This is a genomic window from Gimesia fumaroli, from assembly GCF_007754425.1.
Lineage (GTDB): Bacteria > Planctomycetota > Planctomycetia > Planctomycetales > Planctomycetaceae > Gimesia > Gimesia fumaroli.
This window is the reverse complement of sequence record NZ_CP037452.1, coordinates 1,892,047-1,918,683: the sequence shown is the minus strand read 5'-3', so window position 1 is coordinate 1,918,683 and position 26,637 is coordinate 1,892,047. Positions and strand designations below refer to the sequence as shown.

The following is a 26,637-nucleotide window of genomic DNA, read 5'->3' as shown; positions in this document are numbered from 1 at the left end:
AGAATTCCAGTATGAGTTCCACAATCCACGCACTTAGAGCAATCGTCAGTACGAAGACGGCTGGCTTTGTGCGCGGAATGAAGGCGGCAATCTCTGCGACTCGTCAGCTACGTCAGCAGTGGGTGTCTGCCGCCAAAGACACGGCTTCTGCAGGGGCCAGAATCGTCATGGTGATTGGTGCCATTGGCCTGATCTCTGCGACCACATTCGGTAAATTCGAACAGACGATGACCCGCGTTGGGGCAGTGACTCGCACATTGGGAACCCGCGATTTCAAAACTCTTGAAGATGCGGCTCGTGATGCTGGCCGAACCACGGTATTCACGGCAACGCAGTCTGCAGAGGCAATGGAGAAGCTGGGACTGGCTGGCCTGAAGGTGAATGAAATCACCACGGCATTAAAGCCAACACTGCAACTTGCTTCTGCTGCTCAGCTTTCGATCGCGCAGGCCGCAGACATTAGTGCGAAGACAATGCGTGCCTATGGCGCGGAAGCGAAAGACCTGACGCATATCAACGACGTTTTGGCCGCAACATTCACCAGCTCCAATACTGATTTAACGCAGCTTGCGGAAGCGTTGAAGATGGTAGGGCCGGTTGCTAACTCTGTGAACGTGAATCTCAGAGATACAGTTTCCATTTTAGGCATCATGGGTGATGCAGGCTTTCAGGCTTCGCTCGCAGGTACTGCACTGCGAAACGCATTCATTCATATCGCTAACCCGTCTGCAAAAGCCAATAAGCTTTTGAAAGACATGAATATCAATACAGCTGGCCCACTGATTGATACTCTGAGTCAATTGGAAATGGCATTGCGAAGCGTTGCTAACCCGCAAGAAAGGCTGGCAATTGTTTCGGAAATATTTGGCGTTCGTGCTGGGCCGGCAATGATTGCGGTGTTGGACCGTGGAACGGATGCAGTACGGGAATTCGCTAAAGGGATAAATGAAGCAGCTGGATTGACAGCTAAAATGGAAGAGGCCAATCTAAGCACGCAGGTTGGCCAAATCGAATTGCTGAAGTCATCCATTTCGGACCTGGTCATTGAGATAGGTGAGCATCAGAGCGACGCTCTTGTAGGTGCAACAAACGAATTTAAAAAATACCTGGAAGAGCATAAGCCGGGAATTGTAGAGAAGGTTTCGAACGCAACCATCGCCTTGGTTAACGGTTTGAAGAATCTTGTTCAATGGCTCAATGAGGCATCGCCTGGCTTGAAAGAAGCCTGGGATATGATGGCTGGCTTCATGGGGCCGATACGGGATTTTATTGCAGCACACCCCGGAATCCTGGCTACCATGCTGGCGCTGAAAGCAGTCAGTGCATTGGGAGTTACTCAGGCAATCACAAGTCTGGGAACTGCTCTTGCAGGTTCAGTATCTGGTCTCGCCGCGTTCATATCATGGGTAAGAGCAGCAAGTGTATCGACAAAGTTATTTTCTGCCTCGATAGTCACACTTCAAACGGTTCTTGGAATCGGAGTTGTCGTTGCTCTGGCTATGGCCTTGAAAAAAGTAGCTTCATGGGCTCAAAAGAACTTTGGTGTTTTCAATCCGTTAATTGCAATTTACCGTGAATTCATGTCCGTCGTTTGTGATGTCAGTGGCATCATTAGGCGCGAACTCGGACCGGTTTTTTCAGATATCAGCAACATAGTCAGTAACGAATTGATGCCAGTTCTAAAAGAGATCTGGGTCGAAACAAAAAACGAGTTGCTACCTGCATTTGCTGATATGGCCCGCACTCTCGCAAAAGCTTTATTCCCGGAATTCAAGAAGTTTGCACAGATCATCAGGGATGAAGTCATCCCGATGGTTCGCACCATGATACCAAGCTTCAAGAACATCTTGAAAGCGATAGGTGATCTGGTCGTTGCCGGATTCAAAGTTGCAACACCGGTAATGCGAGAGTTGGTAAAATTCGGATTCTGGGCATTGCACGGTGCCATTGTTGCAGTTACTGAGGTTGTAGGATTTGCAGTTGACGCTCTCGCTGGTATGGCAAATCTGATTGATTCCACATTGACACCTGTGCTAAAAGCGCTCGGTATTGAAATGGATAAAAATCAGGAGAAACTAGAAAAGGAAATCAAGACGCTCAAGGAGCGTAATGATCTCGAAAAAGATCGCACCAAGGCAGTGAAAGACGCCGTCGAGGATGCAAAGAAGATTGCTGATGCTGCAATAAACATGGGGACTGGAGAAGACCCAAAGAAACAGTTAATAGCTTTATTAAATGCGCGACAGAGGATTGAGCAGATTGCTGCCGAAGCACATGACGCATTTAAGAAAGGGTTGATAGAAGAAGAGGATCTTAATCGAGTCAAAGAATTGGAAGGAACACTTAGCCAGGTAGCCAAAAGGTTTTTTGAAGCCAAGGCGACTTTCGATCAATCACGATCCTTGCAGGACAACGCGCCGTTTACCCCAGTCGATCAGGCGGCGGAAGGGCAGTCAGCAATTCAGGCTGAAGTTGATCCAAATGAAATTGCAAACATCCTACGCGATTCCAGGCGGGATGCCAAAGACAGGGAACTCCCGGGCTTCTCAAAAGTCAGGGACTTCATTGACCTCGGCCCCACACAGGAACAGTTCAATCAGTTCCTCGGCACCATTGAGGGTATGACGCCACAGATCCGGCAGGACATCTCAGAGCTATACGATTACATTCTCCAGGACGGAGAGTTTACTGCGAGTGAGATGGACTATCTTGCAACCAGAACGGCCAGCCGACTTCAACGGCAAAGCCAGTTTGAAGACGAACGTGAACGCAAACAGGAAGTCTACAAGCAGTCATTACAGCAACTCGGGACGATGATGCAGGGACTGAAAGGTAAGATCCCCAATCGCGTTCTCGAATCTCTGGCCGGTTCGTTCAACTCGCTACGTGAACAATTCCGCGATGGTAAGATCGGCATCGACGAATACAAGTCTGGTGTATCAGCCCTGACGAAAGAGACACAGAAAGCAGCCGATGCTGCCAAAGCTGCCGCAGCTGCAGAAGAACGCAAGCGGTTGATTCAGGGTAAGTTCTCCGCAAAGGATTTCAAAACGGCGTTAGAAGACCGGATCATTGCCTTCAGGCAACAGCAGTTCTCCAGCGCGGTAGAGCGTTCCTTCAATGCCATGTTTGGCTTCAATCAGCAGATGGGACTGGCCACAGAAGGCTTCGGCCAACTTCGCAGCGGTCTGGATGGATTCGGTGATAAGCTGGGTTCTGCCTTTGGTGGTGTCTCACAGGTCTCTGACCAGGCCATCCAGACACTTCGCTCGTTCTTCAGTTCAACACAAGGTCAGGCTGCCAACCTGCGGAACCAGATCACTCAACTTGAGCAGAACATGACGCTCGTTGATACCTATTCGGCACGCAAGCGAATTCAGGACATGATTGACAATCTGCTCAATCAACTGGACGCCGTCACCCAGGCACCACCTCCAACGTTCTCGGGAGTTACAGGCAACAACTTCTTTAAAGACCCGGGCCTGCAGTCAGTTAATACGCAAAACAACCGGAACGAAATCAATCTGCCGAATGTGACCCGTATTTCTCAGATCGAAGTGGACGAGCTGTACGACAGGCTTGATCAGGTGGCTCAGCGCCGTGGAGGTCGATTCAGTGGCTAGAACTTTAACGAGCGCAACGACCACAGAAAAAAACAAAGTCACCGGTGCGTTTCCGCGCAAAATATTGGAGATCCAATTCGGCGGTGCAACCGGTAACAAATACTACGCCGAAGAACTGCTGCACGGTCCGGTTCCCTGTGAAGGGAGAATCGTCAACTGGGGGCAGCTCTCTCTGTCTGCCGAACCCGGTAAGGTCGGCGGCTTCGATCAGCTCACGATTACTCTGGAAGATTCAGACCGGACCATGCGATCGCTGTTTGAATCATTCCCGGGCGTGCAAAACAAACTGGCTTACGTCTACCTCTGGTTTGAAGGGACTGATTGGGATACTGACAAAATCGTTCTGTTCGCCGGCGTGCTGTCCACTCCGCTCAACTGGAATGACCGCGACGTCAACTGGTCGATCAGCATGAAGGGCCTGCAGGAATACTTCGACAAATCGATTGGTCGGCTGATCAAACAGGAAGACTTCAACGACGTCAACTGCTCAGAATGCGATGGCAAGACCATCCCCATTGTTTACGGAAATCCCTGTAAACGAGTGCCGGCATGTGTGATTGACAGACCTGGTGAAGGTTATCTATCCAGTCCATTTGGCCAACATGACACGATCATGACGATTCATGATGAAGCCAACAAACTTTTTTTCACAACAGGCTCATCCATACAACTTGTCGTTGGCTACCCCAACAATTTCGAACTTGTGACTGGAAGTTTCTCGGGCCCCACTTCCATGATATTTAATGTCACGAGCAGAGGTAGCATTCTTGCCAGTGGTAATGTCTCTGGAATCTACGCAGAGGGCGGGCAGCGTTACATCATGATCAATCAGTCTGCTCTGAGTGATCCTAATTTTAATCTGAGAGGGTATCCACTTTGGCTAAACAATGGGGCTGGCTGGTACGAAACGACGATCACACTCTGGAGCTTCCAAGGTAGCCAGGTAGCCATTGTTCAAGAGCCTCCTGATTTCACTGCTGATACCTCGACGCAGTTTAAGATCGGTTCTGTTGCCCAGTTCAAATACAACTGGATGCCTGGTACTCCAGTCTATGAACTTGGGACCTACAAATATCTGTTGAATTACTTGCCTTCAAAAGAGGTTGTGTTGGTTGAAGCAAAAGGCTCGTCGGGTTCGGCTGGTGGTGGGCAGACTAAAGACGTGTTCCTCAGCTACAGTGATAGTTCCTATTCAGTGAGCCTGAACGACAAAACACACAATGAAGCACTGGGGCGGGCTTCTGATGCAGATGGTGTCACTACTCTGACCCTAAACAGCACACCTGCAGTTTACGGATTTCCGAACGAAACCATCTACGCCACCATCAAAGGGATCATGAATGATTCAGACGACGTGATTGAAGATCCGGCAGATGTGCTTCAACACATGCTGACAAACCCGTACCTGGGCAATATCAGTTCGGGGTTCATCGACTCAGATTCCTTCACGGCAGCTGCCGCTAGCATCGTCACGAAAATGGCATTCGCCATTCAGGAAGAAAAGAAACTGAATGAACTGGTCAGTAACTTGGCGCAGCAGGCGAACTGTCTCCTCTTCTGGGATCAGGGCAAGGCCACTCTGAAATATATTGAAACAAATTTCACAGGCCATCAGCTCGCACTCACGCCGTCGAATGTCAAAATGGATTCTATCAAGGTCGAGATGGTTCCTGACAAAGACATGCCGACAGAAATGATTGCCAAGTTCAGACAGGCAATTCCCAGTCCGGAACAAAGGCTGTCGCGAACCAGTGACGAAGCTGTTGCCAACTTTAAAGAGAAGCGTGAGGAGCTGGATCTCTGGGCTTTTCAGCTCCCGACTTCCGTTGCTTATGCAACTGAAAACTGGCTGGCTTACAAACTGCTGATCAATCGCATGATCAACGTCAGTACGTTCCTGAATGGGCTGCACCTGCAGCCGGGGGATGTGGTGCTCCTGAATTATGCTGACGGCAACGGCGGGCTTGTCTTCGACGGGGTCTACGGGCGAATCAGAACGGTCCGTCACATCTCAGGAAGCCTGCAGCAGGGAGCGATGGAAGAGATTCAGCTTCTGATTGAATCGAACCTGTGGGACTTCACAATCAATACGTCTTCACCAGATGACCAGACTTGCGCGAGATCAATCGGAGTTGCGGTCGATGGTGGAAGAGGCATTGTGTCCTGGCCTGAAGCAGGAGTATCACCGACCACGACTGGCGAACCAACCACGACTGGCGCGCCAACAACAACGACAGCATCAGGAACAACACCAGAAGGAGGAACAACCACAACAGGTGCTCCTTGGCCCTGCCCTGATAATCTTATTGGACCATCAGTTGATTTAGATCTCACGAATTACGCCACAGGCGATTGTGTCTCAGCGATCACACAGTCCGTCATGGCAAAGGTTCACACGATCCCCAGAACCGGCACAAATCAGTATCACGTTCAATACTTTGAAGGGGGATCGCCGTGGTCCGGTGACTATGGTTGGCGTGGTGAGATATTCGTGACGCTTTATTGTAATCCTGGGCAAAACGACAGCACGAACATGAATGTCTATATCAGATACCGCGGAGAAGAAGAGGGGCATCCAAACGGGGTATCGCAAAACGTTACGTTTCTGTTGCAAGGCATTGTTCCAACGGCAGATAGCTATGACATTCCATACAACAATGGCAGCGCGTGTTTCACCTTCCCTGACCATGTAACGGTTACGCCAAACAGCGAATAAAAAAAGGACTGAGATGAAAAAACTGACGATAGGCATGGCAGTCTATGATGATGCACCTGGTGTGTGGTTTACGATCCAAGACATCAGGGATGACTACCCGGAGCTGATGGACCAAATTGAGTTCATCGTGGTCGATAATAATCCTGAATCAAAACACGGCAAAGCAACTAAGGACTGGGTTGAGAGGTGGGTTAGCAACGGACGCTATATACCGTTTGAGAAGGGGGGGACTGCTGCCCCTCGGAACCATATTTTCGAAGTCGCCACGGCTCCCTCTGTGCTTTGCCTCGACTCACATGTATTGCTCGGTGATAATGCCCTGCCCCGCCTTCTCAGCTGGTACGAGCAGTTCCCAGACGCCCTTGACCTCTTCCATGGTCCGATGATCTACGACGGGCTCGACGGCAACATGGCAACGCACATGAATGAAGAATGGCGTGACGGGATGTTCGGCACGTGGGGCTTTGACCCGCGCGGCAGCAATCCCGATTTTCTTCCGTTCGATATCCGCATGCACGGACTCGGTCTGTTCTCGTGCCGAAAAGATGCCTGGCTCGGATTCAATCCGAAGTTCGAGCGGTTCGGCGGTGAGGAAGGATACATCCACGAGAAATACCGCACGCATGGACGCAAAACAATGTGCCTGCCCTTCCTGCGCTGGAACCACTGCTTTCTCAGGCCAGAAGGTCCCAAGTACCCGATCTGCAACAGCTACAAGCTCAGGAACTATCTGATCGGCTGGAAAGAACTAGGCATGAATTTGAATGACCCGATCAATCATTTTCGTTCAATCGGGATGCACGACGCGGAAATCAAACGCATCATCGAAAGCACTGGTATCAAACACGAACTACCACCTAAAGAACAGGCAGCATGAAAACCCTTTGTCAATGTAAAGCAGCGGGGCTTTGTCCGCGTCACCTGAAAGAGAAGACGCCGGCAGAAGTTAGGCAATGCCAGTCTGACTGGCACCATTATCACTATTGCGAGCGGAAGACCGACAACCTGCAGCCAGGGCACATCACTACAGGAAAGCGAGATCCTGTTACCTGTGACGTCATCATTCCATATCACCCCGCAACATTCGAATGGGTAGAAGAATCCGTCAATTCGATCCTGAACCAGAACTGTGCCAGGCCGATTATCCATCTGATCGCAGATGGCTTCCCAACCTCAGAGGATGCCCTGCGGTTTAAGTTCAACGACGCGCCAAACGTGCGAAAGTGGCGAAACAAAACGGCCGTTGGTCCATTCATTTCCACCATGCGAATTTTCGACCATCTGGAAACCGACATCATGTTGGTTCAGGACTCGGATGATATCGCCATGCCCGACCGTTGCTGGTATACGGTGGCGTGCCTGGAACAGACCGGTCGTGAGATCTTCGGCGCGTCAGTCCAGCAGTTCATTGACCACAAGTGGTCTTGCCCTCTGGTCGAACGAATCTACCACAAATCTCCAACACTGACATCTGGCAACATCAACGAAGCAAACCCAGGTGGGAACGTGGTTCATCCGACTATGGGTATCAGGAAGTCAACTTTTGAAAAGCTGAACGGCTATACAGAGGCTTTGACTGCGGCAGACACGCATTTGATTCGGCGGGCCCATGAAATGGGCTGCTCGTTTTTTATATCTCCCGATGTCGTTGCACTCAGGCGATTGCACTCAAAGAGTCTGTCGCACGGAAAACGCATAGGCTTCGGTTCCAGCGAGTTGAAAGCGATTCACGTGACGTTCGAGACGCATTACCGGCAGATCGCCGCAGGAGCGAAGCCTGAAGGCTTTGGAGCGTTAAATCAACATCGTAACTCTGATCAGATCGAAAGGGTGAAATGACACTACCTAAACTCGTTTGCCTCTGCTGTACTTACCTCAGACCGCAGCTACTCGCCAGCATGATCCGCGACTTTGAACAGTTCGATTACCCAGAGGACAAAAAGGAACTGCTCATCTATGACGACGTCGGGCAGTACCCCAGCGAGCCATCTGGCCCGGGCTGGTCAATCATCTCGGTCAAAAACAAGCACGCGTCCCTGGGCGAAAAACGAAACGCCCTGGCCTCGATCGCTCCTGCCGATGCAGACGGCTACGTAGTCATGGATGACGATGACGGTTATTGTGCGTGGACTCTCAGGGCTCACGCGGATGCGCTGCAGAACGCCGGCGTTTCCATGCCGTCACGAATTCTTTCTGAGCACAGGCAGAGCCGGCAGATTCTGCTCGAGCGGGGGAAAGGAGTCTTTCACGGTGCCTGGGCTTTCACTCCTGAAGCATTCAAGAAAGCGGGCGGCTACTCTCACAAAGACACCGGAGAAGACCGCGACTTGCACAGGGGGTTCGTGCGTGCTGGTCTCGATATTGCTGATTCGTGCGAGAACTGGCCCCCGTATTACATCTACAGATGGCACCACACAGGCAGCTACCACATTTCGGGCTTGTCACAAAACGGGAGAGAACTATTAAAAGACGACTGGAAGAAATGCCCGGTTGTCGAAGTTCTTCCGGATCCGGAAGAACGGAACTGGACCTCAGCCGTTTCTGAGTATTTCAGAATTGAAGGCAACGTCTCCGAACACTGGATCCAAAATAAAGCGGACTTACTCAAGAGGACTGAACCTTAATGCTTTTTAGCTGCTACTTCACTGGCTTTCCCGATCCACAGGGGAAAGGCCAGATGCTGGCCGATGACGATTCTAAAGTCGAACCTCTGATTTCAGATTGCGAACGGCTTGGAGTGGAGTTGATCATCTTTCATGACCTGCTTTCCAATCCGTTTTGCGAAAAATGGTCGAGCGATCTGGTTCAGTTCGTGCGGGTTCCCGTCTCCCCGACCTATTCCATTTGCGACTATCGCCACTTCTGCATTCTCGACTGGCTGAATCATCACCAGTACGAAACGGTCTGGTACTGCGACCTGTTCGACGTGCGAATGAATCGCAGGCCGGAGGTGATGCTGGAACTGTTCCCCGAACACGATCTGTTTTTAGGCATCGAACGCATCGAGTGGAAGAACAACCTCGCGACTCCAGACGGTCGGTGGATGGTCAACAAATTCAAACAGGCCTATGGAGACGTACCGCCTGAGAGTCTGAATCAGACGATCCTGGCAAGCGGTCACTGGGGCGGTAAATACGAGGCCGCAAAGGAATTTGCTATCAAGCTCTGCGGAGAATTTAACCTGATCAGGGCGGGCAGAAAGAATCTGAACATGGCTGTCTACAACCAGGTTGCCTACAGGGACTTCCGTTTCTGGGCTGAAGGTTACCCGTTCAATTCTGAGTTCCGAAAGTTCGACTACTCAGCAAACGTTGTCTTTGTTCACAAGTAAAAGGAAAAGCGGACTATGGCTTTTTATGATGCAGTTTCTCAAGTTTGGAATGAGAAAAAGGATTTATCGAAGGGGGCAATCGGTAAGGAAGTGTGGAACGCGATTGCTCTGCACATCCAGCCGAATTCAAAAACGCTGGAGTTCGGTTGTGGCCTGAGCACCCTGCTCTTTGATTATGCTGGCCACCGGCACACGGCAATCGATAACAGCCGGCAGTACATCGATCTGGTAAAGTCTCATTCACCATCCGAAGACACTACGATTATTTTTTCCGACCTGAATAGTTTAGGTTTCTATGACACCATACCGCAGGGGCCATTCCACTGCATCCTAATTGATGGCCCCGCGGGCGAGGGAAACCGAAATGGCGTTCTGGATATAATTATCAGGCTTGTCATAAAAGGAACGGTGATTGTCGTTGATGACACGAACCGCGCGAAGGACAAGGATCTGTCAGAAGCGATTCAGCAGCTGTTCAATGCAGAACGCGTGATCGAAGGTGAGACGTCGCATGATCGGAAGTTTGATCTGATCATTGTTTAGCAGCTACAGTTCCCAATGCAATTCAACCGCGCGCTTCGCGAGTATCAAAGCAACGCGCCGTCCCTGCTCTTCAGTCGGCGGCTCATCAGCTGTGAGAACATCGTAAACCCCGGTTGACTCTGGAACCGGTAAGCATTCTGCAGCGACCTGACAAAGCCGCTTATAGTATTTGCAATCGTTGCCCCATTCACACACGGCAATCAGCCCGAGAATGTATTGATAGACTTCCCAGTTTGGCGCTGCAGTAATCACGGCGATCCCCACAAAAGGAACCAGGTGCCCCATACAAGTTACTAATTTCTTTCAACACGAAAGGAATTCAGAGGCACCCGGCCCCAATTCAATTATACCAGCGTTTCAACAGGCTGTGCCAGCTTTTTAATGCACAGATCATTAACGCTCTTGTAGCCGCCCAGTTCAGCTTCACTCGTCAGCTGCTCTTTCAGCGACTCCGGAAGGCGAACAAGTATCTTGGCCTCTTTGGAATCGTTCTGTCGCTGTTCAATGTCCTTCGCCAGCTTATCGATCTTCCGATACTCAATCGTATTGAAAAAGGCTTCCCGTTCCTCCTGAGTCTTGAACAGCTTGCCGAGTTTCCCATGGATTCCAAACAGCGCGTTGTGAAAGCTGTACCAGTCGCTGATTGACGGTGCGAGTTCCTGCGCGAATTTCAGCAGTTCTTTTGCTTTGGTGCTCATAATAAATGCCGCCTATGTAATAAATACCGAGATAGAGGGGAGGGCTTTCGCCCTCCCGTTGGGATTAACAATCGAGAATGTCGATCTGACATTCTGTCACCTTGAAGTACATGGCCTCTTGTCCGAGCTGCTTGCCGATCTGAGTAATCAGAGACTTTGCTTCGTCGATCTGATCTTCAGAAACAGCGATGGTGACCATGACGTTTCTGTCATCGTAAATCACGCCGTCTTTTGGGTCTTGCCAGTACCCCATTCCTTGTGAACCAACTGAGCAACCACCGAATTTGATGGTCAGGTCTCGGATGATTCCCTTGATAATGTGAGACTCAACAGGAGTCTTGTCGTTGTAATCGAGAGGCAGGTAAGTGCTGATTTCTTTCATGTCGTTCCTTTCAGTGAAGAGTGTTAGTAACTTGTATGTGTATTATAATATCGGCATGATATCAGATTGTAAATATCAATAAATGATATCACTTAAAAATATCAGAAAAAAGTTTTCGCAAGCCGTGTCCTACGTATACAAATAAGTGCAAACGCGTCTCAACACCAAAGTGTATTCCCCCGTTCAGTTAGGACACAATGACCTGAAGTAAGGACATATTGACCCGAACTAAGGACACAATGACCTACTAATCATTCATTAATCAGGCATTAATACAGACATCATGATGGGATGATGTTTAGAGAAATGTCTTTTGCTTGCAATCGCAGGCTGTCCGATTTACGCTGGTGTCTGACGTGTACATCATTCACCACTGGAGAAACGGACCATGATCGAATTTCAATGTCCTCATTGTGAGCACCGTATCAAAGCCCAGATAAACGCTGCCGGGATTCGGAGCAAGTGCCCGCGATGTAAAGCGAATTTGACGGTGCCAATGCCAGACCAGGTTGAACCGCTACGGCATGATCTACTGCTGGAGCCTGAGGACTTTCTTGAAGAAGAACCTGTAAACAAGAGGATTATTGATTCACGGATCAAAGACGCTGCCAAGACGGGGGTGGAAAAGGTGGGCAGGATCGCAAAGCTGACCCTGATCATCGGGGGTGGCGGGTTCGCGTTTCTCATTCTGGTGGCAGTGTTGATGAATCTGGCTAATCCCGATGCGGCACTGAAGTCCAGGTCGGAGAGGCTGGAAAAGGAGATTGAGGAACTGAGGGGTAGAAATAAAGAACTGGAACAGAAGGTGGCCCTGACGCCTAAGGTTGCGAGTGGTGCGCCCGTTCAGGATGAAAAGAAGCAGGCAGTCACTAGAAAGAGAAAATCTCCAAGAACCGGCGATATCACAATGATTAGCGGTGGGTCTGGTTATCTTGCAGTAGATTCTAAATCACACAGCAGGATGATGAAGCTGGCAATTGCGAAGGATGATATAGGCCTATCACAAATGGTTTTACAGGGGAAGATAATTGCTACCCCGATTGGTACAAAGGTAAGAATGATCGATCCTGGGTTCCTGACTTGTGGCGTCAGAATCATCGACGGACCGCATTCAGGAAAATACTGTATTGTACCTGTAGAATTCGTGTCGGGCGTCTTTAATTAATCAGCTTCCTTGAATCATATTCTCCCCCAGTCCCAGGATATGCTCGCGCATCTGTGTGGGAAGCTTCTCAAACATTTGGTGCCAACGCTGCCTGTCATTAACTTCTTTATTGCGTTCCTCTTCTGTCAGAAAAGGACTGGGAATCCTGAGTTTGTGAACCCCTTTAAACAGCAGTCCGTGCGTAGTCATATAATTGCCTGTTGCTTTTGACCAGCCTTTGATAGCACCGCCCTGGATGACGGCCCCGCAATTCTCCCGGGCCGATTCCCATTCGTTGCAGGAAAGCACGCGGATGTTTTTCGGCGTGAAATACTCGATTCCTGCAGCATTGCAGATCCGGCGCATTTCCCGATAGATTCTTTTCGGAGAGACCGTGAAAAGCCTTCCTGCAGCCTGAGGTTTGACCATACGCCACAACCAGACTGGCATTGGGTAAACGTGCGTCTTTTTGGTCTTACTGGCCTTGTACTTGATTCTGTGCTCGTTGCAGTGCTTTCTCTCGATCGCTTTCAGGTCATCGCGCCTGAGACCAGTGAGGTATGCGAATCCGACATATCGATTCCAGTATTCTGGATCCAGTGGCCACTTTGCAACGTGAGTGTGTTCCAGGAATCTCGCTAGATCATCGAACGGTACTGGATCGGGAGTAGGAGGCTCCTCTTCGAGCGGCACACCGAAGTCAGGAACATCTTTAATCAATCCGGCTTTCTGGCAGGAAACAAGCACATAGTAGATCGTTTTCAGATTCGGAACGATCGTGTTAATCGATAGATTATCATCAATCAGTTTCTTCCGGAAACTCAGAATCATGTCGGTGTTAATTCTGCGAACATCAGGGTCATCTGTAAATTTCTCCCAGCGGTTGCAGTCGTAGACATACCTGTTGTAGGTGCTTTCCCTGACAATACGGGGTGGGCAAAAGTTCTCATCAAGAGCAACCCTTAGTGAAACAACTCTCTCAATCATCTGGCAGCAATCGCAATTCTGTGCGACTCCATCCGCTGCCTGTAATCCGTAGATGCCTGCTTTACAGATTTCCAGTCATTCAAGTAGAACACCGAACAGTGATAAGCGGAACGGTAATAATTCTTTATGACAAATTTATAGAATCTGAAAAATTGACATTGAGGGCTGTAACAAATCTGCGGATTGAGGATGTAAACACTTTAATTGTTAGGGTTTACATTAGTTACCTAATCGGGCGCTACACTGGGGGTGTAGAGGTCGCAGGTTCAAATCCTGTCGTCCCGACTCTTTCAAAAAGCTTAAATTTCGTTAAACGTTGTGAAGACAACTGTTGACGGGATTTAAGCTTTTTCTTTATCCCCTGCTCAACCGTAGTGATTTCGAAAAACTCACAAAGTCACTCAACGACACTTTCATTCTTGTCACTAAAGAAGCCGCTAATATTCTCGGCTGAACTGCTACGTGAGCTACATAACAAACAAATTCACCAAAACATCCAAAGGAAATCACAATGCAGAAGCAAAAACTGGGAAAGAGTAACCTGGAGGTATCCGCACTGGGGCTGGGCTGCATGGGCCTGAGCTTCGGATACGGTGAACCTGTGGAAGAGCAAGCAGGAATCTCTTTGATCAGAACCGCCGTCGATCTGGGCATAAACTTTTTTGATACAGCCGAGGTCTATGGAGCGTTTACGAACGAAGAACTGGTTGGTAAAGCGTTAGCTCCCGTCCGTGATCAGGTTGTGATTGCCACCAAGTTTGGGTTCGCCATTGATGAGCAAGGCGTACAGACGGGCCTCGACAGCCGGCCGGAACATATCAAAGATGTCGTCGAAGCGTCATTGAAGCGGCTGCAGACTGACCACATCGATCTGCTCTATCAGCATCGTGTTGACCCCAATGTGCCAATCGAAGATGTCGCAGGAACAGTCAAAGAACTGATTCAGGCAGGCAAAGTGAAACACTTTGGCCTCTCTGAGGCGGGGGTAGACGTCATCCGCCGGGCCCACACCGTACAACCCGTTACCGCTCTGCAGAGTGAATATTCACTCTGGTGGAGAGAGCCGGAAGGCGTAATTTTCCCGACACTTGAAGAGCTAGGGATCGGCTTTGTTCCCTTCAGCCCCTTAGGGAAGGGATTTTTGACCGGTAAGATTGATGAATCCACCACGTTCGACAGTAGTGACTTCCGCAATAAAGTCCCACGATTCGCGCCGGAAAATCGGAAAGCAAACCTGGCTTTGATTGCGCTGCTTGATCGGATCGCCACGCGTAACAATGCAACAATGGCTCAAATCGCACTGGCCTGGATATTGGCCCAAAAGCCCTGGATTGTTCCCATTCCGGGAACGACCAAAGTCCATCGCCTCGAAGAGAACATCGCGTCAGCTGAGATTACGCTCTCCGAATCCGATCTCGCTGAAATCGAAAATGCCGCCGCGCAAATCAATGTAAAAGGAGATCGCTATCCTGAGGCCGCGATGAAAATGATCAATCGCTAATCGAGAACAAGGGTAACGCCCAGAAAAAATCTGAACAGCGTCATGTCATCCCAACTCCATTCCAGACAGCGTTTCACGAGGTTTTGTGGAACGCTGTTTTTCATTAACGCCGATCCAGTTTTTCCATTTCAAGTTGCCAACGCCAAACAGGGCGACTACAATCAATCTATCATTCGTACGAACTTAATAATATCATCCATCCGACGTGTGATCACGAATTCGAAGTAACAAATATTATGGTTGAATCAGGAAGCCCCTCATGCTGAATCGATTTGTTCTCACTGTTACCCTGGCGATTCTATTCCAGACGAGTTCAATCTGCTCCGCTCAGAATCAGTCCGGCCAGGCTTTGACTCCTGATGCCCCCTATCATGCGGAAAAGCAGGAACCAATTAATCACAGTGTGGAATTTGCCATCGTCGTCACTCCACTTTACCATTGCAAAGTCTTGAAAGTCTGGGTCCCGGTCCCACAAACCGATTTTGCCCAAGAGATTCAAGAGAGCCAGTTCAGCACGTTTCCCACTGATGTGAAACCGCAAATCAATCGTGAACCCGTTTACGGAAATCGATTTGCTTACTTTGAATTTCACGATCCACAGGGGGCTCAGATCATTACCCACCGTTTTACAGCCAAAGTCTGGAATCTGGACTGGCAGTTAAATCCGAAATCCGTTGAAACAGTGGAAACATGGCCCGATTCATTTGCGTCTTACCTTCAACCGCAATCGCTGAATCAGGAACAAAAGTTTCAACAAGTGATCCAACAAATCGCCACTGGTTCGAAGAATGCCAGCATACCTCTCATGAATGCAATCAACTGGATCGACCAGAATCTGGCCTACGATCACATCAATGCTTCACTGAAAGCAGACGCCAATCATGCATTCACACAGCGACAAGGGCATTGCAGTGATTACCATGGACTGTGCGCGACGATGGGTCGCGCGCTTGGCTATCCGACGCGTGTGACATATGGCCTGGCGCTGTATCCGAAAAATTCCCCCTCTCACTGCAAGATGGAAGCCTTTTTACCGCCGTATGGTTGGGTCAGTTTCGATCTCTCGGAGACACAGAAACTTGTCAAAAAGATTCAAATTTCGAAAACACTCTCTGATGCAGAAAAAGCGGCTCTGAGAGTCGCCGCCCGTAAACGGATGCAAGCAGGCTTTCGCGAAAACAGTTGGCTCCTGCTGACCCGAGGAACTGATTACGATCTGGTGCCGAAAGCTTCGAAGCCGGTGCGCGTCGTGCGGACCGCCTATATCGAAGCGGATGGAGAAATTCTGCCCGATCCTGATCCGGCGAACTTGAACAAACGAGAGTTCTCCTGGATGACCTCACATCGCTACACCGCAGACAAGCCCTTCAAAAAACCGTTCAAAGATCTCTCGACTCTGGCTGCTGATTGAATTTCCGAAATGGCAACAGCTGCCACAAACGATGTTCGCGGAGAAAAAGCGCCAGCCAGACCAATACACCGATGATGATTTGCACGAAAAATGGATCGCCGACACGCCAGTGAGTGCAGATCGCGCCGCCTAGATATCCGGTCAACAAGATTGCGCCCAGCACTGAAGTCCAGGGAAGCAGGTAAATGACCAGACAGGTCAACTCCAGAATGGCCAGGGGGAGTACCATCGAATCAGGCAATCCCATATGTGCCATTCCTTCAGCTAATTCCGGCCCCCCTTTGAATTTCATGATTGCACTCATCCCAAAGACAAATGCAACCAGAGCTGAAATGATCCGGCCACTCCAGACCGCAAGGCGACCTGATTTTTGAACTGGTTTTGTGTCTGTCTGATTCATTCGACGATCCTTTTAAGTATTTCTTAAACGTTCGGTTTCTGCTTGAATCCGTTGTTCCTGTTCCTGCAGTTCTGGTGTCATCGCCTCGCCGAAATCTTCCGCTTCGAAAACGCGACGTATTTCGATTTCCGACTCTTCAGGCATCGGATTCGGACAACGTTTCACCCATTCAATGGCTTCTTCCATTGAATCGACCTGCCATAACCAGTAACCAGCGATGAGTTCTTTCGTTTCGGTGAAGGGTCCATCAATAACCGTTCTTGCTGTTCCGGAAAAACGAATACGATACCCGGCGGAACTCGGCTGTAAACCATCGCCCGCCAGCATGATTCCCGCTTTGAAGAGTTCTTCATTGAAATTGCCCATCTCTGTCAGCAACTGCTCACTGGGCATTTCTCCTGCCTCGGAACTTTTTGTTGCTTTTACGATTACCATCACTTTCATTATATTGACCTCTCTTGTTTTATTAGAAATGTCTGCCCCGACTCGGAACTTCGATCCGATCAGATTGTAGCCATCAGCGCATTACAATTGAGAGAACGCATTAATTTTGTGGTACCGGAGTATCCGTGATTTCTTCAATGGGCCGAATTTCTACAGTGCCCTTCTTCGCCGGAGGCAATTGACCGGCGATGGCAATCGCTTCGTCAAGATTCTCGACATCGATGATATAGTATCCCCCCAGTTGCTCAGTTGTCTCTGCAAACGGACCATCGGTAATCATCCGCTTCCCTTCTCGGACACGCACACTGGTCGCCATGGAAACGGGATGTAACGGCGAGGCAGTCAAAAACTGACCTTTCTCGTTCAATTCATGGCAGACTTCAGTCGATTTCGCCATACAGGCTGCACGTTCCTCTTCGGTCCAGTCACTTTCGGTACTGTAAATCAGCAGCATATATTTCATAAAGTTCTCCTTGTTCTCAGTTCTAATTCTAAATGCATCCCCTCATGATCACTCTGAGCCACTAGTTATTCTGACTGCATCTTTTCGTCGCGGGCTTTTATCAGCGCGTTGATTTCTTCATCAGCGGGTCTGATTTCGAAAGGTCCGACCTTCACGCCGGGGTGCTTTGACATCAGTGCGATGGCGTGATTCAAATCACGTGCTTCCAGAATCAGGATACCGCCGATCTGCTCTTTCGTTTCAGTAAATGGTCCCTCAGTCACATCCACCTGGCCACTCTGCATTCTCAACGTGACCGCCTGGCTCGCATGCTGCAGCGCTTCGCCGCCCACAAAATGACCGCCGCGTCGCAACTCGTCGTCATAGGCCATGCACTCTTCCATCATCTGTGCCATCTCTGTTTCCGATTTTTCGGCAAAGAGGGTATCGTTATAGTATCCCAGACAAATGAATTTCATCGTCTAATCCTCGTTTAAAAATGTTTGATTTCTTTATATTTACAAATCTCGACCTGTCTATTTGCCGTGATAAGCCTGCTGCAGACCTTGGATATCCAGTTTGGTCATCTGCATCAACGCCTGCATGACTCGGCCCGATTTTTCTTGATCCTGCATTAACTCCGGTAAAATTGTAGGTACGATCTGCCATGAGAGACCGAATTTGTCTTTGAGCCAGCCACACTGGCCTGGTGCTCCTCCCTCTGTCAGCCGTTTCCACAATTCATCAATTTCGTCCTGTGTGTCACAATTCACAGCAAACGAAATGGCTTCGTTAAACTGGAACATCGGACCGCCATTCAGTGCAATAAACGTCTGCCCTTCCAGTTCAAACGAGGCGACCATTACAGACCCCGCAGGGGCGGGGGCCCCTTCACCATAACGCGTGACGTTCAGTTTCTTTGAGTTTTTGAAGATCGATGTGTAGTGATTGATGGCTTCTTCCGCATTGTCATTAAACCAGAGGAAGGGAGCAATTTTTGGTGGATCAGACATACATACTCCTTATTTGTTGTTTTGCCGTATATACAAAAGGAATCATTTTCAGATTCTGCTTTACGTGTTTTCGAACATCGCCTGCATCCCTGATTGGATTTCATCCATGTTGAGATCGCGTACGTGCGTGGCAACGGCCCAGCGATGACCAAAGGGATCTTCCACCTGACCGTAGCGATCGCCCCAGAACATATCCGTGGCTGGCATCAGCAGTGTGACCCCCGCTGCTACCGCCTGCTCGATCATCGCATCAGCATCCTCGACCTGTAGATGTAGCGTTACCGGTGAGCCCTGTAACGTTTTGGGGCCCCGGGAACCACAGTTTTCATTTTCTTCAGTCAACATAATTTGCGAATCACCGATCTGCAGGCAGGCATACATCAACTTTCCATCCGGGCCGGGCAGTCGCATCTGTTCAATGGCACCGAATGCATTTTTGTAAAATTCAATAGCCTCATTTGCCCCGACACAGATCAAATGAGGCGTCAGTGTATGCATTCCGTCGGGGATCGGTTTTTCAGCAGGCTTTCCTAAAGACGTATTCATTGGTGTCTCCCAGATTCAACAGGATATCAATCGCCGGTTCTCCTTACATTGGAGAGTTAAAAAACGGCGGTTTACCAGTTAGTCGAATCGAACGACCGTAGATCGACACCGATGACAATTATTTTCAAAAAAATCACTCGCTATCAGATAAGCCGGCGTTAACGTGTTCTTGTAAACGAAGTTCGAGAAATCGACGTTCGGCTGTCTGGTTTGTCAATCCGATCGCCCTTTCATAAGCATCACGCGCTTCTGCCCTGCGTCCCAGTCGCCGAAAGAAATCCGCCCGGGCGGCATGTGCCAGATGGTATTCCGTCAGCTCGCCGCGGGTCAAAATGGCATCTACCAGGTCTAAGCCGATGGCGGCGCCATCACGCATCGCGACTGCGACCGCGCGGTTCAACTCAATAATCGGAGAGGAGTTAATTTGAAACAGGAGATCGTACCAGGAGACAATCTTTGACCAGTCGGTCTGCTCAGAAGAGTTCACTCGCGCGTGCTCCGAAGCGATCGCAGCTTGCACCGTATAACCGCCCACTTCCCCGGTTGCGATTGCCCGTTCAACCAGAGAAATCCCTTCTCTGATCTTTGCCTGATCCCAGAGCCTTCGATCCTGATCTTCGAGTAAAATCAGCTCTCCCATCGAGGTCGCCCGGGCTTCCCGTCGTGATTCCTGCAGTAACATCAGGGCCAACAGGCCCAGAGCTTCCGCATCGGGTAACAGTTCGACCAGCAAGCGCCCGAGCCGAATCGCCTCTTCTGAGAGATCCTGCCGTGTGAGCGAGTCACCTGAAGAGGCTGAGTACCCTTCGTTGAACACCAGATAAATCACGGTCAGCACTGCATCCAGTCGTTCCGGCAAATCGGCGCGTGTCGGTATGACATACGGGATGCCTGCTTCCCGTATTTTCGCTTTGCCGCGTACGATCCGTTGTGCCATCGTGGAGGGAGAGGTCAAAAAGGCGCTGGCAATTTCCTCCGTCGTTAATCCGCAAACTTCGCGCAAAGTCAAGGGAACCTGGATCTGCGCCGCAATCGCCGGGTGACAGCAGGTAAAAATCAATCGCAAACGGTCGTCTTCGACTTCCGTATCCGACTTCTCAGCATTTGCTTCCGCGATTCCCTCCAGCCGGGTGGTCAGTTCCTCTTGAGAACGATCATATCGAGTACGACGGCGAATCGTATCAATCGCCTTAAAGCGACCGGCCGAGACCAACCAGGAAACGGGATTATCGGGAATTCCATCCCGCTGCCATTGTTCCACTGCAGCTGTAAAGGCTTCATGCAGTGCCTCTTCGGCCAGATCGAAATCCCCCAGTAATCGTACCAGCGAAGCAAACACACGCCTCGATTCCAGACGATAGATCTCGTCCACCTGCTGAGATACTGATTCCGAAATCCGTTCGCTCATCTGCTGTTCCGTTTTGATCCCTTGATGAATGAAGAACCTATCTTAGAAAAACGATCATCGACGTCCAGAGCGATCAAGTGCCAACCGGTTTAAGGAAGCATGCTGCAGTGATCGCCAACATCGGCGTTCATTCCGTGATCTTGCTCAATATGGGATGGTTATTGCGGATATGATAAGACAGGGCTTTGCGAGCAGAACGCCAATCTTTTTTGATCAATGCATTGAGGATTGATTGATGCTGACGTACCGTTTCGATGGCAGTCTCCCGGTCCTGGTCTTCCCAGTCAAACAGAATATCGTAATACCGGCCCTGGTGCTGAAAAAAGTCTTGAATGTAGTAATTCCCTGCTTTCTCGATGATATATTCATGCAACGAATTATCGATTAAGACACTCTCGGTCTTCTTTTTGGGAATCACATTACCAGCGAGAATTCTCTGTAGATCTTCTTGAACAAGATGTGACTTCGCCAGTTCGAGTGCTTTCAATTCCAGCAGTTCGCGCACTTCCAGAAACGCCTGCATATCTTCCTGGCGAAACGGCCTGAGTCTCCAACCCCGGCGGGGAATATGATCCAGAATTCCGGTCCCCGCCAGACGGTTTAAAATAATTCGCAGCGAAGAGCGGCTGATGTTGTATTTCCGAGCCGTTACTTCTTCACGAATATCAATCGGCTCTCCCTGTAAACTCAATTTCACAAAATCATTGGTAATTACTTCGAACATGTCGACAGGAGGTTCTGGCAGAACAGACTTCTTCCCGCGTTTTAACGGTTTGATCTGCTCCGTATTTAAAACCAGCCTGCGATTGGCTCCTTTTTGCAGTAGTCCTTCTTCGACCAGTTCTGCCAGTGCCGTCCTGACGGGTGAAAAACTGACCTCATAATGCTCTGACAGTGATTCCAATGTCAGCTGCGCAGGTAAATCCTCCCCATTCCGCAAGCGGACTTCCAAATCATTCTTGATATAATTTTTGAGCGACATCGTTTGAAGTTTAGACTTAAAAGCAGACAGGCATCAATCGTTTGTAAAATCAGAAACCAGGGCCGTGGAATGAATGCAGATCCCGCCAGCCTCTCTTTCAGTTTACAGTTCAATCCAAGTGCTTAAAAGTCACGATCTTCGGAAAAGCGGAAAACCCCTGTTTCCTTAGTCAAAAACAAGCCCCTTATTCACCCAGGGAACAAGGGGCTTGAGAGTCTTCTCGATTTTGGACTTCTGTCAGTTATACTCCTAACTCCTCCCAGGGGCCGGTAATCGCAAAGGTCATGCCGGGGTCTTGAATGTTCACGAACAGCCATTTGCCATCCGGACTGAAACAGGCGCCCGCCCATTCGCCACCACTGAAATCACCTTCCAGATTGTGATGCTGTCCTTTTTTCAGTTGAATGTTATTGATGGCGACCGTTTTCAAAGTTCCTTTGCGACTCAATGCATGCAGACGCAACGGTTTCAAGTCGGCGTCTTCACACAAAATCAAACCACCTCGTGGACTGACGGTCAAATTATCCGGGCTGTCCAGAATCTCATGGCTGGGAGACTGAAACACAAGCTGCAGCGTCTGATCTTTGGGTGAGAATGACCATACCTGTCCCAGGCCCGCCTCTCCTCCATTGGTGCAGTTAAAATAAACCAGCCCGTCACCATACCAGCAGCCTTCCAGGCGACCAAAGGTGGTCGCCCCCTTCTCTTTACCTTGAGAATAAACGCCGAGACCGTCCTCTTTGCCGGGTGTGTTTCGACGCTCCGGATCTTCGATATCGACCCATTCCGCTTCATAACGTACGCCCCGTTTTGCTCCGGTTCTCAAATCTGACTGGCCTTTGACTTTTAACATCTGCAAGCCGCCCCCTTTGGTGAGCACTTCAAGCTCATTCGGCAGGAAGCGGTAGAAGCCTGCTGTGTCCCGGTCTTCTGTTTCATAAATGATGCCATCACGTGGATCAATGGCGAGTGCTTCGTGCACAAATCGCCCTAATGCCTTCAGCGGCTCTAAGGAAGCGGTCCCTTCGGCGGGCACTTCAAAAACCCAGCCATGATGTTTTTCATGCTGATATTGAACGTCGCGAAAACTTTCATTCGGGCCAATCACTGTTTCTTCACAAGATAACCAGGTTCCCCAGGGAGTCGGTCCGCCAGCACAGTTTTGTACGGTTCCCGCTAAACTGGTCCAGCTTTTCAACCATTTTCCTGTTTTGACATTGAATTGAAGATTCGCACAGCCCCCGCCCGCTTTCTGGTCAAAGGTGATCGCTTCCGGACCGAAACTTTGGGAACCACGAATTTCGTGATTTCTGCAGATTGTGATTACATCCCCTGTCTGGGAAATCACTGCCATGCCATCGTGGCCTTCAGGCGTAATCACTCCATCCGACATTCTGTCTCCCACCCAGCCAAATGACTGATAACGGAAACCTTCAGGCAGCCGCAATAACGGCAACCCTGTCGTCTCATCCTGAACAGGCCGAAGTTCGGAATGATCTTTCGTGATCCCGTTGGCAGACGCCATCGTTAGAAAGCGGGAAAAAACCGTTCCCACTGCCGGGGCCGTAATGGCAGTCTTTAAGAAATGACGTCGCGAAGAAGAGGTGCGCACGATTTGCTCTACCTTATAAACAGTGAGTTCAACATCCAGTTTTCACTCATTGAAACAAATCAACGGCTGGATCTATTTTGGGATAATACAGCCATTTGTTAATTTTTGATGAACGTTCAGTTAAGAACTCTAAATAGCAAATTCTTATTTCACTGTTCACTGGTTCGGATGCTAGAAAACAGCACTTAATCATAGATCCGAGAACACGACACGTGAACCAATAGCCATGAATCCCAAACCGTAGATAACAGCGCAGCACTGCAGTCTTCTATCTAAAACCAAGACGAAATCAAAATCGCTGATCAAGTCGTGAATAAGAGAGCAGACGTTCCTCGAACCTCAGTCTCAACAATCAAGGAGACGTAGCGAGAAGTCGAGCTTTAAGCATACAGCAGCAACTCTGCTTCAGCGTGCTCTGCCGGGAAAAGAAAAGCCGGACTGTTTGATCTGCGAAGATTTTTCGGTTGGTTCTTTGAGCCCCGAACTCCCTTTCATGGCGCCGCCTACTCCCAGTATTTCAGGGTGACGGGCGATTTTATCACTGAAGATGCGAATATCACGTGCGATTGGTTCCAGGTTATTCAACAGCACGGTCAGCGAACTAGCCGATCGATTCATATTGCGATACAACTCGGGATCAGACATGAATTTTTTGAGAGAACCATCACCTGAATTCAACGCGCGGGTAAACGAATTCATCTCAGCCATAATCGCATCGAGTCGGGATAGGCTCCGATCCAGTTTGACGATCATCGACTGGCTGTGTTTGGCCAATGGATCGGTGACCTGTGACAGATTATCCAGGTTTTCCCCCGCCTTCTTGACCGCCACTTCCACCGAAGCGATCGTACGGTGCGTACTTTCGATCATGGCCGGCATCGCGGCCATCGTACGCTTTAAATTTTCCTGTTGCTTCGGATCGGCAACGAGTTGATTCACACTCCCCATCATCAGATTCATTTTTCGCATCGCCAGAGAAAATTCCTCTAAGGAAGTCGCCGCACGCTCGATCACGACATCCAGGTTCCCCTCTTTAGTCTCCATCAGCCGATTCATGTTCCCAGCCAGTTTTTCCCATTCTTTACTGGTCGAAGTGAACGCTTCCAGTGTTGTAGAGACCTGCTTCTCCATCCGGAAAACAACTTCCATTGGATCACTCGAGGCCTGTCCGATCAGACGTTCTCCCGGCTTGATAAAGTCAGTACTCTTGCCAGGAGTGATCACAATTTTTGAATCGCCCATAATCGAACTGACAATCTGTGGGCTGGCGTCTTTTCGCAAATGCTGAGTTTCACTGATGGCCACCAGCAACATCACCCCCGGCTTGGAATCACTGGTGATAATCTTACTCACCTCGCCAATCCGAATCCCGTGCCGCACAACTGGCGTCCCACGATGTACTCCGGAGATGGATTCAAATCGCATCGCAATCGTGTATTTCTTTTTCCATAAGGTCTCTAACTGACCAAACTGGAAAATCATTGCGGCTCCCGTAATCATCGCGGAAATCACAAACAGCCCTACTCGAAATTGTATCTGGCGATCCGTCATAATTGCCTCAATCTCGATCCCATCCTTGAGATCAAACCTTCTGATTCGTTTTAAATTGATTGATGAATACGATTCCTGAACAGTGACCGCTCAGGCAGCCTCTGCCATTTCCCGAATCCGGTCTCCGGCTTCGCCATAGACAAACTGATGCACGCGCGGCGAAGAACACGCAAACGCTTCGTCTGCTGTCCCTTCGAAGACGATTTGCTCCTCTCCCGAATTCAGACGCGCCAGTGGATACAGCATAATAATCCGATCGGCGACTTTTTTCACAGTACTCATATCATGAGTCACGACGATGCTGGTTACCGGGCGACTGGCACGTGTCTGCAGAATCAGCTCGTTAATCACATCCGTCATCACAGGGTCAAGACCCGTTGTCGGTTCATCATACAGCATGACTTCAGGCGTCATTGCCAGAGCGCGCGCCAAGCCTACACGTTTTTTCATACCACCGGAAAGTTGTGCCGGCTTCTTCTGACTGATTGTTTCAGACAGGCCGACTTCTCTTAATCGTTCGACCACAATCTGATCAATCTCTGCTTTTTTCAGTTTGGTATTCTGAGTTAAACCAAAGGCAACATTTTCGTAGACAGAAAGGCTGTCAAATAGTGCCGCCCCTTGAAACAGATATCCGATCCGCAACCGATCCCGGTGCAATTCACGCGGGCTGCGATCCGAAATCGAACGATCATTCCACAATACATCGCCTTGAGTTGGTTGCAATAAATTCATGATCAATTTCATGGTTACACTTTTTCCGCAACCACTTTCCCCGATCACAACCAGTGTTTCTCCGCGACGCACCCCAAATGAAACATCGCGCAAAACCTGCTGCGTGCCAAACTGACGCGATACATTGCGCAGTTCAATCACATAGCCGTCTTTTGATGTTTTATCATCCATAACAATATTTTCTTTTGGTTCAGTTTAATTAACGCTGTGTTATCTGAGTACGCCCGGATAGATCGTCTGCATGAAGTGGTAGAAATTAACAATTCCAACTCCCAGCAGGAAATCCAGAATCATGATCATGATGAAAGAATACACAAATGCTTCTGTCGCCGCTTTACCGACCCCTTCAGCGCCGGCACCACAATGGAACCCCCGGTGACAGGAGATCAACGAAATGGCAGCACCAAAGAAGAAGCTCTTGAAAATCCCGCCCATCACATCATATGCGTACACAAATTGTATTGAATAATGCCAGTAGTAAAATGAATCGACGCCTAAGATCTGGGTGCTGAAAAACCAGCCTCCCAATATTCCCACCGCGTCCGCAATGATTGTGAGTAGTGGGATCAATAAACAACAGGCCAGAAATCGCGGCACGACCAGGTAATGGACCGGATCTGCCCCAAGCGCACGCAAGGCATCGATCTGCTCGGTCACGCGCATCGTTCCCAGCTCGGCCGACATCGAAGTTCCGACACGTCCCGCCAGCATAATCGCCGCCAGAACCGGTCCCAGTTCTTCCACCAGCGAGATGGAGATCACCGCACCGATTTGATTTTCCAGGTGCATCAGCTTGAACTGATCATAGGACTGCACAGACAGTACCATGCCGATAAAACCGCCCGTAATCAGGATGACAGGGATACTTTGAATCCCGATGTGGTACATACACCACCAGAGATTGCTGCGGGGAGGCAGGCGCGTCACCATCCAACCCAGCATTTCCCAGCCAAAGAGAAACAGGTCACCCATGAGACAAATTGTATTGATCACTCCGCGACCCAACCCGTGAATGATGGTATCTCGAGGGTACGAAGGTGAAACTGATGACATTAATTGTTTCCAGTTCAGACTTTACTATTCAAATGGTAGAAACTTCCGAGGCGGAAGGTTAATAGATTTTCTGATTTGAATCGAGACCATTTCCCCAGAGACAGGCAAAAAACAG

Annotated in this window: 26 protein-coding genes and 1 tRNA gene; 11 read left to right on the top strand and 16 right to left on the bottom strand. The window is 49.5% G+C overall.

The window, feature by feature from the left end:
- Positions 1 to 11: 11 nt before the first annotated feature.
- The 7 genes from Enr17x_RS07345 to Enr17x_RS07315 are packed head-to-tail and all read left to right on the top strand — an operon-like array spanning position 12 to position 10,213.
- Complete coding sequence (locus Enr17x_RS07345) at positions 12 to 3,623, top strand: phage tail tape measure protein (protein WP_145307354.1); 3,612 nt, start codon at positions 12 to 14, stop codon at positions 3,621 to 3,623.
- Positions 3,616 to 6,339, top strand: coding sequence for a phage tail protein (locus tag Enr17x_RS07340; protein ID WP_145307352.1), 2,724 nt, complete (start codon positions 3,616 to 3,618; stop codon positions 6,337 to 6,339). Before Enr17x_RS07345 ends, Enr17x_RS07340 begins: the two co-directional genes overlap by 8 nt.
- A 13-nt stretch (positions 6,340 to 6,352) precedes the next feature.
- Positions 6,353 to 7,216, top strand: a complete 864-nt coding sequence (locus tag Enr17x_RS07335) for a glycosyltransferase (RefSeq protein WP_145307350.1) — start codon at positions 6,353 to 6,355, stop codon at positions 7,214 to 7,216.
- On the top strand, positions 7,213 to 8,178 hold the full coding sequence (locus Enr17x_RS07330) for a glycosyltransferase (RefSeq protein ID WP_145307348.1): 966 nt from the start codon (positions 7,213 to 7,215) through the stop codon (positions 8,176 to 8,178). The genes Enr17x_RS07335 and Enr17x_RS07330 overlap by 4 nt, the downstream gene beginning before the upstream one ends.
- Positions 8,175 to 8,963, top strand: coding sequence for a glycosyltransferase (locus Enr17x_RS07325; protein WP_145307346.1), 789 nt, complete (start codon positions 8,175 to 8,177; stop codon positions 8,961 to 8,963). Before Enr17x_RS07330 ends, Enr17x_RS07325 begins: the two co-directional genes overlap by 4 nt.
- Complete coding sequence (locus tag Enr17x_RS07320) at positions 8,963 to 9,670, top strand: hypothetical protein (protein WP_145307344.1); 708 nt, start codon at positions 8,963 to 8,965, stop codon at positions 9,668 to 9,670. The genes Enr17x_RS07325 and Enr17x_RS07320 overlap by 1 nt, the downstream gene beginning before the upstream one ends.
- A gap of 15 nt (positions 9,671 to 9,685) precedes the next feature.
- Entirely contained in the window at positions 9,686 to 10,213 is a 528-nt protein-coding gene (locus Enr17x_RS07315) for a methyltransferase domain-containing protein (protein ID WP_145307342.1), read from the top strand.
- Positions 10,214 to 10,216: 3 nt separating this feature from the next.
- Here Enr17x_RS07315 and Enr17x_RS07310 read toward each other — a convergent pair whose 3' ends face one another.
- The 3 genes from Enr17x_RS07310 to Enr17x_RS07300 all read right to left on the bottom strand — a co-directional run bounded on the left by Enr17x_RS07310 (position 10,217) and on the right by Enr17x_RS07300 (position 11,293).
- A complete protein-coding gene (locus Enr17x_RS07310) occupies positions 10,217 to 10,498 on the bottom strand; it encodes a hypothetical protein (RefSeq protein ID WP_145307340.1) in 282 nt (93 codons plus the stop codon).
- A 59-nt stretch (positions 10,499 to 10,557) separates the two neighbouring features.
- Positions 10,558 to 10,911, bottom strand: a complete 354-nt coding sequence (locus Enr17x_RS07305) for a hypothetical protein (RefSeq protein WP_145307338.1) — start codon at positions 10,909 to 10,911, stop codon at positions 10,558 to 10,560.
- Between the two features lie 64 nt (positions 10,912 to 10,975).
- Entirely contained in the window at positions 10,976 to 11,293 is a 318-nt protein-coding gene (locus tag Enr17x_RS07300) for a hypothetical protein (RefSeq protein ID WP_145307336.1), read from the bottom strand.
- Between the two features lie 388 nt (positions 11,294 to 11,681).
- On the opposite strand from Enr17x_RS07300, the gene Enr17x_RS07295 reads away from it, so the two are divergent.
- Complete coding sequence (locus tag Enr17x_RS07295; RefSeq protein ID WP_145307334.1) at positions 11,682 to 12,458, top strand: zinc ribbon domain-containing protein; 777 nt, start codon at positions 11,682 to 11,684, stop codon at positions 12,456 to 12,458.
- Here Enr17x_RS07295 and Enr17x_RS07290 read toward each other — a convergent pair whose 3' ends face one another.
- On the bottom strand, positions 12,459 to 13,268 hold the full coding sequence (locus tag Enr17x_RS07290) for a site-specific integrase (protein ID WP_145307332.1): 810 nt from the start codon (positions 13,266 to 13,268) through the stop codon (positions 12,459 to 12,461).
- 341 nt (positions 13,269 to 13,609) lie between these two features.
- Here Enr17x_RS07290 and Enr17x_RS29485 point away from each other — a divergent pair.
- From Enr17x_RS29485 to Enr17x_RS07280, 3 genes are all read left to right on the top strand, one after another.
- Positions 13,610 to 13,708 (top strand) — tRNA-OTHER (locus tag Enr17x_RS29485).
- 227 nt (positions 13,709 to 13,935) lie between these two features.
- The gene (locus Enr17x_RS07285; RefSeq protein ID WP_145307330.1) at positions 13,936 to 14,925 is read left to right on the top strand and encodes an aldo/keto reductase; all 990 of its coding nucleotides are present in this window, start codon (positions 13,936 to 13,938) and stop codon (positions 14,923 to 14,925) included.
- Between the two features lie 259 nt (positions 14,926 to 15,184).
- Positions 15,185 to 16,336, top strand: a complete 1,152-nt coding sequence (locus tag Enr17x_RS07280; RefSeq protein ID WP_145307328.1) for a transglutaminase-like domain-containing protein — start codon at positions 15,185 to 15,187, stop codon at positions 16,334 to 16,336.
- Here Enr17x_RS07280 and Enr17x_RS07275 read toward each other — a convergent pair.
- The 12 genes from Enr17x_RS07275 to Enr17x_RS07220 form a co-directional block, all read right to left on the bottom strand.
- Positions 16,305 to 16,736, bottom strand: coding sequence for a DoxX family protein (locus Enr17x_RS07275; protein WP_145307326.1), 432 nt, complete (start codon positions 16,734 to 16,736; stop codon positions 16,305 to 16,307). The two genes, Enr17x_RS07280 and Enr17x_RS07275, sit on opposite strands and share 32 nt — an antisense overlap.
- A gap of 12 nt (positions 16,737 to 16,748) precedes the next feature.
- A complete protein-coding gene (locus Enr17x_RS07270; protein ID WP_145307324.1) occupies positions 16,749 to 17,180 on the bottom strand; it encodes a YciI family protein in 432 nt (143 codons plus the stop codon).
- A gap of 100 nt (positions 17,181 to 17,280) precedes the next feature.
- Positions 17,281 to 17,643 (bottom strand): YciI family protein, encoded by a 363-nt coding sequence (locus Enr17x_RS07265; protein ID WP_145307322.1) that lies wholly within the window; start codon positions 17,641 to 17,643, stop codon positions 17,281 to 17,283.
- 65 nt (positions 17,644 to 17,708) lie between these two features.
- A complete protein-coding gene (locus Enr17x_RS07260) occupies positions 17,709 to 18,101 on the bottom strand; it encodes a YciI family protein (protein ID WP_145307320.1) in 393 nt (130 codons plus the stop codon).
- Between the two features lie 57 nt (positions 18,102 to 18,158).
- Positions 18,159 to 18,635, bottom strand: a complete 477-nt coding sequence (locus Enr17x_RS07255; protein WP_145307318.1) for a VOC family protein — start codon at positions 18,633 to 18,635, stop codon at positions 18,159 to 18,161.
- Positions 18,636 to 18,695: 60 nt separating this feature from the next.
- Positions 18,696 to 19,181 carry a VOC family protein gene (locus tag Enr17x_RS07250; RefSeq protein WP_145307316.1) on the bottom strand — a complete coding sequence of 162 codons (486 nt, stop codon included), beginning with the start codon at positions 19,179 to 19,181 and terminating at the stop codon, positions 18,696 to 18,698.
- Between the two features lie 133 nt (positions 19,182 to 19,314).
- Positions 19,315 to 20,589: an RNA polymerase sigma factor gene (locus Enr17x_RS07245; RefSeq protein WP_145307314.1), complete on the bottom strand. Its 1,275-nt coding sequence runs from the start codon at positions 20,587 to 20,589 to the stop codon at positions 19,315 to 19,317.
- A gap of 127 nt (positions 20,590 to 20,716) precedes the next feature.
- Positions 20,717 to 21,571: a GntR family transcriptional regulator gene (locus Enr17x_RS07240; RefSeq protein ID WP_145307312.1), complete on the bottom strand. Its 855-nt coding sequence runs from the start codon at positions 21,569 to 21,571 to the stop codon at positions 20,717 to 20,719.
- Positions 21,572 to 21,812: 241 nt separating this feature from the next.
- Complete coding sequence (locus tag Enr17x_RS07235) at positions 21,813 to 23,183, bottom strand: alkaline phosphatase PhoX (RefSeq protein ID WP_145307310.1); 1,371 nt, start codon at positions 23,181 to 23,183, stop codon at positions 21,813 to 21,815.
- Positions 23,184 to 23,588: 405 nt separating this feature from the next.
- The gene (locus Enr17x_RS07230; protein WP_145307308.1) at positions 23,589 to 24,734 is read right to left on the bottom strand and encodes an MlaD family protein; all 1,146 of its coding nucleotides are present in this window, start codon (positions 24,732 to 24,734) and stop codon (positions 23,589 to 23,591) included.
- A 90-nt stretch (positions 24,735 to 24,824) separates the two neighbouring features.
- Positions 24,825 to 25,640, bottom strand: a complete 816-nt coding sequence (locus Enr17x_RS07225) for an ABC transporter ATP-binding protein (protein ID WP_145307306.1) — start codon at positions 25,638 to 25,640, stop codon at positions 24,825 to 24,827.
- Positions 25,641 to 25,679: 39 nt separating this feature from the next.
- Positions 25,680 to 26,522: an MlaE family ABC transporter permease gene (locus Enr17x_RS07220; protein WP_145307304.1), complete on the bottom strand. Its 843-nt coding sequence runs from the start codon at positions 26,520 to 26,522 to the stop codon at positions 25,680 to 25,682.
- Between the last annotated feature and the right edge of the window lie 115 nt (positions 26,523 to 26,637).

Coding starts and splice junctions, on each gene's coding strand:
- Enr17x_RS07345 (WP_145307354.1), top strand. CDS start 12: ATGAGTTCCACAATCCACGCACTTAGAGCAATCGTCAGTACGAAGACG.
- Enr17x_RS07335 (WP_145307350.1), top strand. CDS start 6,353: ATGAAAAAACTGACGATAGGCATGGCAGTCTATGATGATGCACCTGGT.
- Enr17x_RS07330 (WP_145307348.1), top strand. CDS start 7,213: ATGAAAACCCTTTGTCAATGTAAAGCAGCGGGGCTTTGTCCGCGTCAC.
- Enr17x_RS07325 (WP_145307346.1), top strand. CDS start 8,175: ATGACACTACCTAAACTCGTTTGCCTCTGCTGTACTTACCTCAGACCG.
- Enr17x_RS07320 (WP_145307344.1), top strand. CDS start 8,963: ATGCTTTTTAGCTGCTACTTCACTGGCTTTCCCGATCCACAGGGGAAA.
- Enr17x_RS07315 (WP_145307342.1), top strand. CDS start 9,686: ATGGCTTTTTATGATGCAGTTTCTCAAGTTTGGAATGAGAAAAAGGAT.
- Enr17x_RS07310 (WP_145307340.1), bottom strand. CDS start 10,498: ATGGGGCACCTGGTTCCTTTTGTGGGGATCGCCGTGATTACTGCAGCG.
- Enr17x_RS07305 (WP_145307338.1), bottom strand. CDS start 10,911: ATGAGCACCAAAGCAAAAGAACTGCTGAAATTCGCGCAGGAACTCGCA.
- Enr17x_RS07300 (WP_145307336.1), bottom strand. CDS start 11,293: ATGAAAGAAATCAGCACTTACCTGCCTCTCGATTACAACGACAAGACT.
- Enr17x_RS07295 (WP_145307334.1), top strand. CDS start 11,682: ATGATCGAATTTCAATGTCCTCATTGTGAGCACCGTATCAAAGCCCAG.
- Enr17x_RS07290 (WP_145307332.1), bottom strand. CDS start 13,268: ATGATTCTGAGTTTCCGGAAGAAACTGATTGATGATAATCTATCGATT.
- Enr17x_RS07285 (WP_145307330.1), top strand. CDS start 13,936: ATGCAGAAGCAAAAACTGGGAAAGAGTAACCTGGAGGTATCCGCACTG.
- Enr17x_RS07280 (WP_145307328.1), top strand. CDS start 15,185: ATGCTGAATCGATTTGTTCTCACTGTTACCCTGGCGATTCTATTCCAG.
- Enr17x_RS07275 (WP_145307326.1), bottom strand. CDS start 16,736: ATGAATCAGACAGACACAAAACCAGTTCAAAAATCAGGTCGCCTTGCG.
- Enr17x_RS07270 (WP_145307324.1), bottom strand. CDS start 17,180: ATGAAAGTGATGGTAATCGTAAAAGCAACAAAAAGTTCCGAGGCAGGA.
- Enr17x_RS07265 (WP_145307322.1), bottom strand. CDS start 17,643: ATGAAATATATGCTGCTGATTTACAGTACCGAAAGTGACTGGACCGAA.
- Enr17x_RS07260 (WP_145307320.1), bottom strand. CDS start 18,101: ATGAAATTCATTTGTCTGGGATACTATAACGATACCCTCTTTGCCGAA.
- Enr17x_RS07255 (WP_145307318.1), bottom strand. CDS start 18,635: ATGTCTGATCCACCAAAAATTGCTCCCTTCCTCTGGTTTAATGACAAT.
- Enr17x_RS07250 (WP_145307316.1), bottom strand. CDS start 19,181: ATGAATACGTCTTTAGGAAAGCCTGCTGAAAAACCGATCCCCGACGGA.
- Enr17x_RS07245 (WP_145307314.1), bottom strand. CDS start 20,589: ATGAGCGAACGGATTTCGGAATCAGTATCTCAGCAGGTGGACGAGATC.
- Enr17x_RS07240 (WP_145307312.1), bottom strand. CDS start 21,571: ATGTCGCTCAAAAATTATATCAAGAATGATTTGGAAGTCCGCTTGCGG.
- Enr17x_RS07230 (WP_145307308.1), bottom strand. CDS start 24,734: ATGACGGATCGCCAGATACAATTTCGAGTAGGGCTGTTTGTGATTTCC.
- Enr17x_RS07225 (WP_145307306.1), bottom strand. CDS start 25,640: ATGGATGATAAAACATCAAAAGACGGCTATGTGATTGAACTGCGCAAT.
- Enr17x_RS07220 (WP_145307304.1), bottom strand. CDS start 26,522: ATGTCATCAGTTTCACCTTCGTACCCTCGAGATACCATCATTCACGGG.